General features: G+C 42.3%; 12 protein-coding genes and 1 tRNA gene. 3 read left to right on the top strand and 10 right to left on the bottom strand.

Annotated elements, in window-relative coordinates; translation table 11 throughout:
* Nucleotides 1-7: 7 nt before the first annotated feature.
* Nucleotides 8-1,279 carry a DUF2851 family protein gene (locus WHS63_RS05630; RefSeq protein ID WP_445204253.1) on the bottom strand — a complete coding sequence of 424 codons (1,272 nt, stop codon included), beginning with the start codon at nt 1,277-1,279 and terminating at the stop codon, nt 8-10.
* A gap of 105 nt (nt 1,280-1,384) precedes the next feature.
* Here WHS63_RS05630 and WHS63_RS05625 point away from each other — a divergent pair.
* Nucleotides 1,385-1,458, top strand: a tRNA-Pro gene (locus WHS63_RS05625).
* Nucleotides 1,459-1,489: 31 nt separating this feature from the next.
* On the opposite strand, the gene WHS63_RS05620 is transcribed toward WHS63_RS05625, so the two are convergent.
* The 4 genes from WHS63_RS05620 to WHS63_RS05605 all read right to left on the bottom strand — a co-directional run bounded on the left by WHS63_RS05620 (nt 1,490) and on the right by WHS63_RS05605 (nt 4,814).
* Nucleotides 1,490-2,275 (bottom strand): hypothetical protein, encoded by a 786-nt coding sequence (locus tag WHS63_RS05620; RefSeq protein ID WP_445204252.1) that lies wholly within the window; start codon nt 2,273-2,275, stop codon nt 1,490-1,492.
* Nucleotides 2,276-2,286: 11 nt separating this feature from the next.
* Nucleotides 2,287-3,003 carry a L,D-transpeptidase gene (locus tag WHS63_RS05615; RefSeq protein WP_445204251.1) on the bottom strand — a complete coding sequence of 239 codons (717 nt, stop codon included), beginning with the start codon at nt 3,001-3,003 and terminating at the stop codon, nt 2,287-2,289.
* Nucleotides 3,004-3,005: 2 nt separating this feature from the next.
* Complete coding sequence (locus tag WHS63_RS05610; RefSeq protein ID WP_445204250.1) at nt 3,006-4,148, bottom strand: L,D-transpeptidase family protein; 1,143 nt, start codon at nt 4,146-4,148, stop codon at nt 3,006-3,008.
* A gap of 69 nt (nt 4,149-4,217) precedes the next feature.
* Complete coding sequence (locus WHS63_RS05605) at nt 4,218-4,814, bottom strand: hypothetical protein (RefSeq protein ID WP_369490292.1); 597 nt, start codon at nt 4,812-4,814, stop codon at nt 4,218-4,220.
* A gap of 280 nt (nt 4,815-5,094) precedes the next feature.
* Between WHS63_RS05605 and WHS63_RS05600 the strand changes: the two genes are divergently transcribed.
* The gene (locus WHS63_RS05600; protein ID WP_445204249.1) at nt 5,095-6,552 is read left to right on the top strand and encodes a M28 family peptidase; all 1,458 of its coding nucleotides are present in this window, start codon (nt 5,095-5,097) and stop codon (nt 6,550-6,552) included.
* 20 nt (nt 6,553-6,572) lie between these two features.
* Nucleotides 6,573-7,688 carry a gamma-glutamyl-gamma-aminobutyrate hydrolase family protein gene (locus WHS63_RS05595; RefSeq protein ID WP_445204248.1) on the top strand — a complete coding sequence of 372 codons (1,116 nt, stop codon included), beginning with the start codon at nt 6,573-6,575 and terminating at the stop codon, nt 7,686-7,688.
* A 6-nt stretch (nt 7,689-7,694) separates the two neighbouring features.
* Here the strand turns inward: WHS63_RS05595 and pyrF are convergent, their stop codons facing one another.
* The 5 genes from pyrF to porE all read right to left on the bottom strand — a co-directional run bounded on the left by pyrF (nt 7,695) and on the right by porE (nt 13,427).
* Nucleotides 7,695-8,528 carry an orotidine-5'-phosphate decarboxylase gene (gene pyrF / locus WHS63_RS05590; RefSeq protein WP_445204247.1) on the bottom strand — a complete coding sequence of 278 codons (834 nt, stop codon included), beginning with the start codon at nt 8,526-8,528 and terminating at the stop codon, nt 7,695-7,697.
* Nucleotides 8,529-8,540: 12 nt separating this feature from the next.
* The gene (gene prfA / locus WHS63_RS05585; RefSeq protein ID WP_445204246.1) at nt 8,541-9,632 is read right to left on the bottom strand and encodes a peptide chain release factor 1; all 1,092 of its coding nucleotides are present in this window, start codon (nt 9,630-9,632) and stop codon (nt 8,541-8,543) included.
* 47 nt (nt 9,633-9,679) lie between these two features.
* The gene (locus WHS63_RS05580; protein WP_445204245.1) at nt 9,680-10,849 is read right to left on the bottom strand and encodes an AIR synthase related protein; all 1,170 of its coding nucleotides are present in this window, start codon (nt 10,847-10,849) and stop codon (nt 9,680-9,682) included.
* A gap of 69 nt (nt 10,850-10,918) precedes the next feature.
* The gene (locus WHS63_RS05575; RefSeq protein WP_445204244.1) at nt 10,919-11,278 is read right to left on the bottom strand and encodes a DUF6150 family protein; all 360 of its coding nucleotides are present in this window, start codon (nt 11,276-11,278) and stop codon (nt 10,919-10,921) included.
* Between the two features lie 166 nt (nt 11,279-11,444).
* Entirely contained in the window at nt 11,445-13,427 is a 1,983-nt protein-coding gene (gene porE / locus WHS63_RS05570; protein ID WP_445204243.1) for a PorE family type IX secretion system protein, read from the bottom strand.
* Nucleotides 13,428-13,602 lie beyond the last annotated feature (175 nt).

The raw sequence follows: 13,602 nt of genomic DNA, 5'->3' as shown, positions 1-13,602 counted from the left end.
TTTAAAATTATAATTGTTTTCGCAAAATACTAACACCAATAGGGCAGTAAATACATTTTCGGGTTTCGCAGTAAAAGGCTTTTAGGTGAACCAATGCCTGAGAGTCAAATGCCGATAATGCTTTGATGCCCAAGGTGCCAAAGTTTCTGACAATTGTATTATTCTCCGGTGGCATTTGTTGGAGTATAGCTAGTGCGTTGGCCTCAAGGTCAGCTTTTGCCCTGCTCCGACCATAGCTATACATGAAAGGGATAATTGTGTTTATGGTTATTAACCTTATGGTTTCCTCGCCTAAACGTTTTTTCTTGGAAATTGATTCCTCACCAAAAATGTAGTGGTTATTCCAGTAATCCGATGCTTCAACAGCAAAGAATTTAATTACATCATCAATGTTTTTTACCTCCATAAGTTGAGAGAAGAGACCCGACGATTTGTGTGCAAGCATTGCCAAAAGGGCAATTCTAATGGTTGGGAACGATGCCGGCCTGAGCCTCATAAACTTCCAGAGGCTTGGCTCTATGGGTGTAAGTGAAAATTTGTTTTTCAGATAGTTGTACTCCTGTTTCAAAGAAATAGCATAGCTATCGGTTTTTGCTTTATCGAGCAAGCCCGATTGACCGAATAGTAGGGCCTCAAGCTGAAATGCACTGTTTTTATGTTTAGCCAACACTTTTTGCGGTAAGCTTTGAGCCAGTAGTTGAAAGGGAAGTGCATTGCTTTTAAGCCCAAATGAACGACATAAATCGCGATAGAACGCTTCCTCCCAACTTCCATTGCATTGGCTAACCAGCTCAGCTACACGTTTACTCTTGTTTTCTAACCTTTCAACCTGCATTCGATCAACGGTTGAGTTAATTAGCAATGAATCAACAACCCCAATTTTACTGGCGCATGGGATCCATTCGGTCGATTTGATCAAGTTTTCATGGCTATGCACCAGCTTGTTGGGGTAAGGAATGACAAGTGTCTGAACTTCTGTTCCGTTCGATGTTACTGCGGTTCTATCATGTTCAACAACTACGTGTAGAATTACATTGTTGTAAGCGTTGTCGGTTTGATGGTTATGGGTAAACCAGTCGGACGATTTGATGTGCATTTCAACATTACCTACCCAAAGAGTATCCCCAATTCGAACTTTTGCGTTGGAAAAATCGGGGCCTGAGTCGGTATTGTACAATCCGGGATCGATAACCTCAACCGTATCGCCTTTTGTAGTGCTGAGCCCATTTAGGGTATAGTGCTGGTAGCGCCACTGGAAGTGTAAAAGCGATTCGTCCATTTAAAAAGGGTGAATTGTATTTGGATGTACAAGTTAAAAAAATCCAAAAAACTGGGCAATACTATTATGGCGATTCTAAAATTGTAGTAATTTTGCAAGCGCAAACGGGGTGTGGCGCAGTTGGCTAGCGCGCTACGTTCGGGACGTAGAGGCCGGGAGTTCGAGTCTCCCCACCCCGACTTTAGAGTTGATTTAATGTCAACTCTTTTTTTATTCTAATCGTAAAACTACTTGTCCTTGGTTGGGAATTGCCCGGTATATCACCTTTGCATCTTTCTTGCCTAGTCTAAACCTGATGTAGGGCTTGTAAACCGGCGTTTTAAGTTTGAGCATTCGTTTAACATCCTGAACAACAGTCCACGTGCGCTCTCTAAGATCGAACTTGAACTGATTAAATCCATCCGACGATTGCGAAGGGTTTGACTCGTAAAAGTAAAGTAAAATGTTTGGTTTTAGCTCAATAATAAAGTTAACAGGGTCAAGGTCGGTTGTATCAGGTATAACATCGGGCGTGTACTCCGAGGTGTCGCGTGGGGCAATTTTGATCATTAATGGTACTTTTGGGATGGTTGAGGTATGCTTCGATATTGTTAATGGAACCGACAATCCTTGAATAAGCAAGGGTGGATTAATAGCAGAAAACAAAGGGCTTACTTTAATATGCTCTGCTTTTGCTTTGTGAGCAACAACCCCTTTAATCATTAACGAAACGGTACTGTCCGGAATATTAATGGCTAAAAATATTGAGTCAGTTTTGGAAGCGGTAATCAATGCGTTGTAGTAAGCCTTATCCACCAATAAGTTTTTTAAAGTTGAGTCGGGTTCACTAACCCATTCAACTGTTTTCTTTCGTTTGTTGAGCTCTTTTGCAATGTGTTGCTCAATGTTGTTTATGGCTTTCTGGAATGCTATTACTTTAAGAATGGTATATGCAACAGCCAGTATTACAACTAGTATGGCTGTGGTGTAGAGGGTGATTTTTATAGGTTTTCGCATAAAAAAGATCATTAGTAAATGTAAACCTTCGATCCCAGATCTAGGGTTTTGTAAACTGCTTCAAGATCCTCGTCATTCATTCTGATACATCCGTGCGTTACAGGCATCCCCAGGAATCGCTTGTATATTGTTCCATGGATCAGGTACCCATCGCCAATGCTCAGGGCATAGTCGCCCAAAACGCCAGCTTCCCAACGCGATGGGTCGTTGGCCGATGGAATGGGCAGCCCTTCCTCAACGTACGACCAGTCCGGGCGACGCCAAACAGGATTTGTTACCTTACCCAACACCTTATACATACCCTTTGGGGTATGAAAAATCCATTGACGTTTATCGTGCGACTTTAGTAGTGTATAGCTGCCAGTACTACAAAATCCTTCACGAACCTGTTTGCGGTTTTTGTATAGCCTGAAGCGATTGTACGTTGTGTTAACCACAATGTATGGTTGTGCGGGTGTAAGGTTTTGAAAATGTTGTTTTAATGAGGCCACTTCCTTTTGAAGTTTCTTTACATCAACCTTATCGTCCTGTATGTAGTCGGCCACAAAGGTTAGCTTTCTGTTCTTTACCACCAATTCCGCCATGGGTTGCGAAAGATAGGTGAGATAAAAATAAAGAATGATGAAGCCTGAAAGGATGATATTGATAAGCAGCATTACAAAGCCCAACCGTTTTAGCTTAGGGTTTATTTCGGGGTTGAAATCTATTTTATCTTCAATACTATTCATAGTTAACCCTTAATTTGATTACGTTTAAGGTTCAGGCTCATGGCTATGGTGTTGAAGTCGGCAATTGATCCAACAATAACTACCGGAGTGCCAATTTCAACAATCTTATACACCTGTAGCATATCGTTGTTGTCAAGAGCAATACATCCATCAGTCCAATCGGTTCCTTTGCCGCCATCGCCATGGATCTCAATTAGTCCACCAATCTGAGCGTGCTTAGGTATTCGGCCAGCGGCTTTTTCCTTGTTGAAGTTTTCAATATCCTCTGAATTAGGGTAGTTGAGTAGCAATGCCCTAAAATACTTGGTTTTATTTGCAGGTATTTTGCTTTTAACCAGATAAATTCCCTCGGGAGTAGCCTTGTCGCCTTTCAGCCGTTTACGCCCCATCCAATTCTTGCCAAACTCGGCATCAAATTCATATTTTTTTGAACCGTTTTGGTAGATATATAGTTTTCGGGCAAATTTATCCACAATAATAGCCATGGAGTTGTTTTTGGCTGTATTGCTAATAGCGCTTTTAACAAGTCGGTTCCAGTAGGGTTGTGAGTTGAAGTAATCTTCAAGGTCGTCGAGGGTTTTTTTGTAGGAATCCATAATTAGATCCTCAGCCAACTTGATTTTTTCCGATGACTCAAGGTAATCGCCTCTCTTAAATGCTACCTCTGCCTCATGGATTGACATTTTCCCTTTTGAGATTTTTTTGCGAAACTCATCAGGCAGGGGTAACCTTTGAAAAAGATTGTTCATGTTCGAGACAAGGGCGGTTAGGTTGTCAATTTTATCCTTAACCGATATAACCAGGTTTTTTGAAAGTTCCTTGGAGTTACTCGTTGCGCTTTTAGCCATTTCAGCCGATTTCTTGGCAAAGTACGATACCTTCTGGTAGTCGCGGCTTAAAATGAAGCGTTCATTTTGGATATTCCAATGTTTCATGGCCGAATCAAAGTATGCCTTTGCCTTTAGGTACTTTTGTTTTGAGTAACGTTTGGCATTTGACCGCGATGCCTGGTGTAGCGAGGCCAAGGCATAATCGATATCGCCTTTAGGTGGTTCGGGTATGGAATAGTAAAATAGTGCAAATCCGCCACCAATTACTGATAGCGTTGCAAGGGTAATTAAGCTGTACTTTAAAATCGGTTTCATACGGGTACAAATATCAAAAAAAAATCCCCGGTAAAAAAACGGCCGGGGATTTTATAGCAGGTAAATAAATTATTTTCTGCCCTTAACCTTAGCAATAGCCTCGTTAAGTTCGGTGTTGATTTTGGTAGCGCTTTCTTTAGCAGCTTTCATCTTGTTGGAAGCATCCATGTACTTGCCAGCATCGTAAAGACCCTTAGCTTCGTTAACAGTAGCTTCGATGGTAGCCATTTCAGCTTTCATTTGCTCAAGAACAGCAGCACCTTCCTTACCACGAGGAGCCTTCTTCATGAGCTTGCCATTTTCTTCCATCATGGTGGCAACTTCGGTCATAAGGCCTTCTACCTCTTTCTTAACTTCTTCTTTCTTAGCAACAGCGTTAACCTTTAGCTCCTGAGCCATGCCAAGAATGCGATCGAGCTTTTCGCTAGCTGGGCCAAATTTCTTGAATAATTTTGACTTTTGAACTTCAATGTCAGCCATAACAGCGCTCATTGAATCCTGAACAGCTGCGAAATCAGCAGCAAGATAAACATCAGCTTCAACAGCTTTAGCCGAGTCAATAGCGGCGTTAGCAGCATCAATCTTTTCCTGGGGCACTTTGCCACAGCTTGAAAGCATAGCAACCATAGTTAAGGCTGCAAAACCAAGTAAAAGTGTCTTTTTCATAATCGAAATGTTTGGGTTTGTTAGTTAAACATTAAAGTTTAATTTTCAATGCAAATGTATGGGGTTGTTCAATTCATTGTTTCGTATTCGCGTATTTTTTTTGATCTAAACCATAAAAATTATACTAATGTAATGAATATCAAGTTAATAAAAATATAAAAAAATGTTAAAATAATAGATCTTGCCTATATTAAACTTTTAAGTTAATAATATCACCTTAGAGGGATAGCATTTTAAAATATTTTGTAACATTACAATAAATTTTCAAAGGTCTTGTAAAATGAATAGGATTACAATTATTGCAAGCGCACTTGCTACCTTTTATTGCAGCGTTTTATCATTTGCTCAGCAAGTTGATTCGAATATGTTAAAGGATCACGTTTACTATCTTGCGTCCGATTCACTTATGGGTAGGGGTTTTGGGACTGAAGGAGGGCGCATGGCTGCAAAATACATCACCGATAAGTTCAAAGAGGTTGGACTAACTCCTTGGCAAGGGCAGTACCTACACTCATTTATCACTTCCAGTATGATGCTCAAGACCGAAGGGGCAAATATTATTGGTTGGGTTGAGGGCAATGACCCGGTTCTAAAAAATGAATACATAGTACTTGGAGCGCATTACGACCATGTGGCCTATAAAATAGTAAACGGCGAAAAAGTGGTTTACAATGGAGCTGACGATAACGCCTCGGGGGTTGCTTCAATTATCGAAATTGGGCGCTGGCTTGTACTTAACCGCGATAAACTTAAACGCTCTGTCATAATCATTGCTTTCGATGGGGAGGAGGCCGGTTTAATAGGTTCAAGTCACCTTGTAAGCAATAAGGTTATCCCTACGGACAGGGTAAAGTTTATGTTTAGCCTCGACATGGTTGGGATGCTGCAAAAGTATGGAGGTATCGACCTGGTTGGAAATAAAACGCTTAGCGATGGAGATGAATTTTTCGTTCAGTTGGCTTCAAAGCATGGTATTCAAGTGAAAAAATCGGGACGAAGTGTTGAAATGCAAACCGACACTCAACCGTTTGGGAAGATAGGAATACCTGCCGTGCATGTGTTTACCTCTACGGTTTCGCCTTACCATAAACCCGAAGACGATGCCGATAAGCTTGACTATGAAGGAATGGCGAAAATTGCAAGTTTTGTAGCCGATGCAACCCTTCAGCTTTCAACTACTGATAGCATTAAACCCGATGCAAGGTTTGCTGCAAAAACTTTGGGTAGCGATAAATTTTCGGCTGGATACCAAGTAGGCATTGGTAATACTTACCACGATTACAGGGATGAGTTCTACAACTCAAAGGAAGGTTTCTCATTTAACACAGGGTTATCCTTCACAATTGGATTAAGTAGGTATATCGATTTACAGGTTGGTGCACTTTACCAAACAACTGGAACAGAGCATCGGTATGGTCATTTCAGAACCCATGAAGTTATGGCTCCAGCCAGTATCCTTCTTTACTTGGGTGGGAAAAGGAAGCAAATGTTATCGCCAAATCTGTACTTTATAGGAGGAGGATACTACTCCTACCGATTTGCCGGTAAAGTTGGTAATGGTAGTTTTGACATGGATAATTACATTCAAAAGGATAATTATGGTTATCAAGTTGGTGTGGGATTTAGTGTGATGTATGTTAATTTTCAAATTGTTCGACAGGTTGCAGTGCTGTCATTAGAACAGGATGGAAATGTTATTCCCAGCACCCAAATGTTTAGCTTGGGCTTTAAGTTTTAGTATCTTATTACTCTAAAAATATGAAGAACAGTTGGAAAGCTTTACTGATTACTGCAGGGGTATTGCTAAGCATCCTATCCTGTAGTAGAGATTCTGGTAATATTGTTATAGGGATTGATGACATAGGGAAAAACGATAGGGTACTAATACTAGTACACCCAACCGAGAACAATATCAAAACATTTAACTATTTAATTGATAGCAAGATATTACCAATACCTTCGGTGGTAAAAGTTATTGGTGTGTATCACACCTCTGAAAAATACGATTACTCAAAATCGGTTGAGTACATTAAGAAGAATAAGCTGGAGAGCTTTAGGCTGTTGCCTGTTAAGGAACCAATAACCGAAACCGCAATTTACCGGGTAAACGAATGTACTGATGTTTTTGCTCGGTTAACCAAGGTGAGCGATGGTGTAATCTTTACGGGTGGCCCCGATATTCCCCCATCAATTTATGGAGAGAAAACATCGCTATTAACCCAAATAACCGATCCGGCTCGCCATTACTTTGAGGTGTCGTTCATGTTTCATTTAATTGGGGGCTCAAAGGATACTTTATTTCAGCCCCTGCTCGATGCCAAGCCTTTAATGCCTGTCCTAGGCATTTGCCTTGGAATGCAAACCATGAACGTTGCAGCAGGTGGCACTTTAGTGCAGGATATCCCTTCCGAGATTTACGGAATTGAGAGTGTTGAGGATGCCCTCATACAGCAAACCAACAACTTGCACAGGAATTACAATGCCAATTATGCTTTGGACGATAAGCTCCTATGGGGGAATTTCCACCAGATCAGTATCGTTGATGAACCTCTAAAATCCATTTGCCGGGGACAGCCTTGGGTGTTAAGCAGTCACCATCAGGGGGTGGAGCGGCTGGGAAGGAATTTAAAAATTATTGCCACCTCAATTGATGGTAATGTAGTAGAGGCTATTGTTCATACAAAATACCCAAACGTAATTGGAGTGCAGTTCCATCCAGAGCCTACACTCCTATATAATAACGATGAATTCTTACGCTTTTTGCCCAACCAGCCATCGAGGCTTACATACTTAAATATGTATTCCGGTGAAGCTGGCGAAAAATTTCATCTTAATTTTTGGTCGTGGTTTGGTAAAAAGGTTATAGAGCAGTAAGTGGAACTATATTAATCCATTCTGTTTGAGTAACACTTCCATTTCCTGCTGAAGCTTAAGGGCCCGCTTACGGGCCTCAGAGGTAAAATTCCCGGTAATATCGGCGTAAATGACTCCCCGCGATGAATTTACAATCAGGCCGCAACGGTCGTTCATGCCGTTTTCTGCTACTTTTTGAAGGCTTCCGCCTTGCTCGCCAACGCCAGGGACTAGCAGGAAGTGGTGAGGTGCATGCTTACGAACAGCAGCAAAGTATTCAGGGTGAGTTGCTCCAACAACAAACATCATATTGGCATCGCTGCCCCAGTGCATCGATTTAAGCACTACATCCTCAAAGAGGAGGTTGCCGGTTTGCTTATTGTGTACCAGCTGAAAATCGCCAAAACTCTCGTTTGATGTGATAGCCAAAAGGATTGTCCATTTGCCGTCGTACTGTAGGTAGGGGACAACCGAGTCCTGGCCAAGATAGGGCGATACTGTAACGGCATCGCAGCCTAAGCTATGAAAGTAAGCTTTAGCGTACATTCTGGCTGTGTTTGCAATGTCGCCGCGCTTAGCATCGGCAATTACCAGTACATCGGGGTGATGCGTTTTAAGGTACTTTACAGTTTTCACCAAGCTATTCCAGCCCGCTGCACCATGAACCTCATAGAAAGCAAGATTTAACTTGTATGCAATGGCTAAATCGTGGGTGGCCTCAATAATTTTACGGTTGAACTCAAACATTGGATCATCCTTGGTAAGCAAATGCTCAGGGATTTTAGTGAGTTCGGTATCGAGCCCAACACACAGGAAACTTCGCTTCTTTTTTATTTGTTCAAATAGTTCTTGGGCTGTCATAGGCATTGTTTTTTATTCTTCAGCAGCAGCTGCTTTTAACCTTTCAGCATTTTCGGCAAGTTGAAGTTTATCTATAACTTCCTGTAAATCGCCATCCATTATGGCCGATAGGTTATACAGGGTGAGATTTATACGATGATCGGTTACACGCCCTTGGGGGTAGTTGTATGTTCTGATTTTTGCGGAACGGTCGCCAGTGGAAACCATCGTTTTACGCTTCGATGCAATTTCGTCGAGGTATTTTTGGTATTCCATGTTGTAAAGGCGGGTACGGAGTTCCGTGAGGGCTTTTTCAAAATTCTTTATCTGTGATTTTTGATCCTGGCATTGAACCACAATGCCGGTGGGTATATGGGTTAATCTAATGGCTGAGTAGGTGGTGTTAACGCTTTGCCCGCCAGGCCCGCTGGAACAGAAGGTGTCCTTACGGATATCTTCCATTTTAAGGTCGATATCAAACTCATCGGCCTCAGGAAGTACGGCAACGGTAGCAGCGGAAGTATGTACTCTACCCTGAGTTTCGGTTTGAGGTACACGCTGAACCCTATGAACCCCCGACTCATATTTAAGCACACCGTAAACGCCATTACCGGTTACATTCATGATAATCTCCTTATAACCTCCAACCGTACCCTCGGAGAAACTGGTAACCTCGTACTTCCAACCTTTCTTCTCAAAGAATTTTGTATACATCCTGAACAGGTCACCGGCAAAAATACTTGCCTCGTCGCCACCGGTGCCAGCACGAATTTCCATTACAGCATTTTTGGAGTCTTGAGGATCGGCGGGGAGAAGTAGAATTTTGATTTCCTCCTCGAGTTGCTCTTGTTCCCGGGTAAGGGTTTCTAACTCCATCTTGGCCATCTCACGGAGTTCCTCGTCCTTCTCGTTAGCCAGTATTTGCCTGGACGATTCTATATTGCTCAGAACGTTTTTGTATTTCTCGTAAGCCTCAACAATGGGCTCCAACTGCCTGTATTCCTTGTTAAGTGCGACAAACTTTTTCATGTCGGCCATTACAGCAGGATCGGTTATCTGCTGACCAATCTCCTCGAACTTATGCCTTATACCTTCAAGCTTACGCAGTATAGTATTATCTGCCATATCAAAAATTTATTGGCGCAAAGGTAAGCAAAAAATCTCTTTTTGAGTTAGTAATGAAACTCACCGTAAGGCGACTTAATGGTTAATTTATTTGAAGTAGCCTCAGTACAGTATCCAACAATTTGGGCATCTACCTTAAACTCTTTAGCAATTGCAATAATGTCATCGGCAAACTCAGTGTAAACATAAATTTCGAATCGATGCCCCATGTTGAATACTTTATACATTTCCTGCCAGGGAGTATTCGACTGTTCTTGAATTATACGGAATAGCGGTGGTACAGGGAAAAGGTTATCCTTAACCACGTGAAGGTTGTTCACAAAATTCATCACCTTAGTTTGTGCGCCTCCCGAACAGTGAACCATTCCATGTATTACAGGCCGGTAATTATCTAGTATGGCTTTAATGATAGGCGCATAGGTTCGGGTAGGGGATAGAACCAGTTTGCCTGCCGTAAGGCCAGTTCCCTCAACGGGTTGCTCAAGCATAAGGTTGCCGCTGTAAACCAAACTTTCAGGTACCTGAGGGTCATAGCTTTCCGGATACTTTTGGGCAAGGTAGTGCCCGAACACATCGTGGCGTGCCGAGGTTAATCCATTGCTACCCATCCCTCCGTTATATTCCTTTTCGTATGAGGCTTGGCCGAACGATGCCAGACCAATGATTACATCGCCATCCTGAATATTGCTGTTTGAAATAACCTGGTTCCTTTTAATGCGGGCAGTAACGGTAGAATCAACAATAACTGTTCGCACTAAATCCCCTACGTCGGCTGTTTCGCCACCGGTAAGCACAATGTTAATTCCCATACTGCGCATGATTTGGCAGAACTCCTCCGTGCCATCAATGATGGCCGAAACCACTTCGCCCGGAATCAGGTTCTTGTTACGGCCAATGGTTGATGATAGCAAAATATTATCGGTAATCCCCACGCAAAGCAAATCGTCGATGTTCATTACAATAGCGTCCTGTGCAATGCCTTTCCAAACGGACATATCGCCGGTTTCGCGCCAATATATATAGGCAAGCGACGATTTAGTACCGGCTCCGTCGGCGTGCATCACCAAGCAGTAATCGGGGTCGCCTGTAAGGTAATCGGGAACAACCTTGCAGAATGCTTTTGGGAAGAGCCCCTTGTCCAGGTTGCTAATTGCCTTATGGACATCATCTTTCGATGCGGAAACGCCGCGTTGGTCGTAACGGGAATTTTTGTTCATGGGGTACGTTTTAACTGCAAAGGTAACCTATATTTACGTTACAACCAACTTGTAGATGAAAGAGGGGAATTACTTTAATCCCCCAACAGAAAGCAATTTCTTTTTCGACTCATTAATCCATTTTACCTCGGCTGCTGTGTCTACAAGCCAAACCTTAATGTCGGCATCTTTCTCATTATCAACAAATATCAGTGTGATATCGGCCTCCTTGGGGGTTTCAACCTCCATCATTACACCCGGTTTAGTTATCTCTGATGCATTGTATATGATGCAGAAGTGCAGGTCTGCCTGCTCTGGACTATCAACAATAAAGAATTTCACCTGGGCACTCTTGACATCTTCAGCTTCATAAAACTTTTGAGCTGCTGATATGCCACTGAAGCCAAGCAGAACAAATAGTATGGATAATATTTTTATTGAAAGTCGCATTGTATAACAAAATCATTATACTAATAATGCTTTCATTAGGTTACATTGAATAGCTGGTTCAATGCAAAACTAACAAAATGTTTGAAAAGTAATAAAGTGATGACAAATTTAGTGCCAGTGTATTTACTTGGAAAAATAAACCCCGGTAGAAACCGGGGTTGAAATATTACTTTCCTTGATAATCTTCCCTAAGCACCCTAAACTCAGTTCTTCGGTTGATTTGATGAACTGTTTCTTTTTGATCCTCACTGGTTAAGGAGTCGATAAATTTCTTATCAAGAACAGTTCCTGGTGTTAGGAATGGGTATTGAGCAGCAAGGTTATTGTCAACAACCTTTGGTTGGGTTTGGGCGTAGCCTTTGGCTTTCAACCTATCGGTAGCTATGCCGTTTTCAATTAAATAGTTTACTACTGCCTGGGCACGCTTTTGCGATAGCTCATAGTTATACTCCTGGGATCCCCTACTGTCGGTATGCGATGCTAGCTCTATGGTTATGTTGGGGTTGTCGTTCAGTATCTGGATAAGGTTATCAAGCGCTTCTTTTGACTCGGGACGAAGTTCCCACTTGTCGTAATCGTAGAAAATGTTGGGTATTTCAATTGGTTTAGCGGTTGAGGTTAAGGCTATTGAAACGTTAAAATCCTGGCTCTTGGTTAACCCTTTAGTGGTTTCCTTCGCCTTATTGTTCAGGTATCCCTTCTTTGAAGCTACAATTACGTAATCGGTGTTGGGGACAAGGTTAAACCTGAATGAACCATCGCTCTGGGTCTGCATGGTTGCAATAGTGCCATCGCTGCCAACCAGTTTAACGGTAGCATCGGTGATTGTAGTTCTTGTTTTTTCATCAATTACCTTGCCTATCATGTTAAAGTTTATAGGCGGGAGGTAGAACATGTAGATATCGTCGGCTCCACGGCCACCATTACGCCGTGAGGAGAAGAAGCCAGCTTCGCGTTCCTTTTCGAAAATAATGCCGAAGTCATCGGCGGTTGAGTTTACCGGGTAGCGCATGTTCTCAATAACCCATTGGCCTTCATCGTTTTTCTTAGCTTTAAATATGTCGAGGCCGCCCATGCCGGGATGTCCATCGGAAGAGAAGTAAAGGGTGCCATCAGGATGAATGTATGGAAACATCTCATTTCCGGGAGTGTTGATTTGTGGGCCAAGGTTAATAGGCGCGCTCCACTCTTCGGAACCCGCATCGCGGGTAATTTTCCAAATATCGAGCCCCCCGTTTCCTCCGGGAATGTTACTTACAAAGTAAAGTTCAGTTCCATCGGCCGAAATGGCTGGATGGGCAACAATCATACTATCGGCAGCCAACTCCAACTCTTTAGGGGTAAGCCAACCTTGGTCGCTTTGCTTGGCATACAGTATCTGGCATCCAAGCTTGTTGCGCTTGCTAACCTTACAACGTGTAAAGAACATGTTGTTGCCATCGGGAGTTAATGAGGGGGTACCCTCGTCGAATTGCGAGTTTATGGTTTCATCCAGAGGTTTTGGGGCACTCCAAACCCCTTTATTGTCGAGTTCAGTGATAAAAATGTCGGAAAAATTCTCACCGGTAACGGCGCTTGTCTTGTTTCCGACAGTACCGTTGCGGGAACTGGTAAAGTATAGAATATTGTAGTCGGTTGAAGCGTATGCGGGTGAAAAATCGCTAAACTTTGAGTTAATGGCACGCATGTTGGTTATTTCATAACCAGCCGGGGTGGCAATCCACTGCTTGGCAAGTTCGCACGATTGTATTCCGACTTCGGCAAGGGGATCGTTAGGGACAAGAACTTTGTACTTTTGGTACTGTTCAATGGCAAGGTCGTACTTCTCATTCATTTTCAGCATTTCAGCGTAGTAGTAGTAAACCTTAGGGTTTGGACATTCCCTTCGAATGGCTTTTTCGTACCACTGCTCGGCCTGGCGGGGTTCTCCTATTTGTCTAAAACAGTTCCCAATTTTAAAAAGGTAGAGGGAAAGTTCCTTTTTATCTTTAATCTTGTCGATATCGTCGCGGTAAAGGGCAATCGCATCAAAGTATGCACCGGCATTGTATAGCGCATCGGCTTTCTCTAACTTTTTAGTGGGTTGAGCCGAAATGTTTCCTGAGGTTAGGTAAACTAATCCCAATGCAATAAGAAGTAGTCGCTTCATTGTGCTTTAAAGGTTTTTGTCACAAAATTATGGTAAATATAAGTAAATGCCAATTAAGTAGTAACGCAAGGGCTATTTTTTTATTATAACTTATTCACAATGGTTTTTCGGCTTAGTATGGTAGATGTTTACTTTACTCGCCCATTTAAAAGGATGATCGTATTTAATGGTGATT

Source organism: Tenuifilum sp., assembly GCF_037481895.1.
GTDB lineage: Bacteria > Bacteroidota > Bacteroidia > Bacteroidales > Tenuifilaceae > Tenuifilum > Tenuifilum osseticum.
Note: the sequence above shows the minus strand (reverse complement) of the source record. Positions and strands in the feature narration are given on the sequence as shown.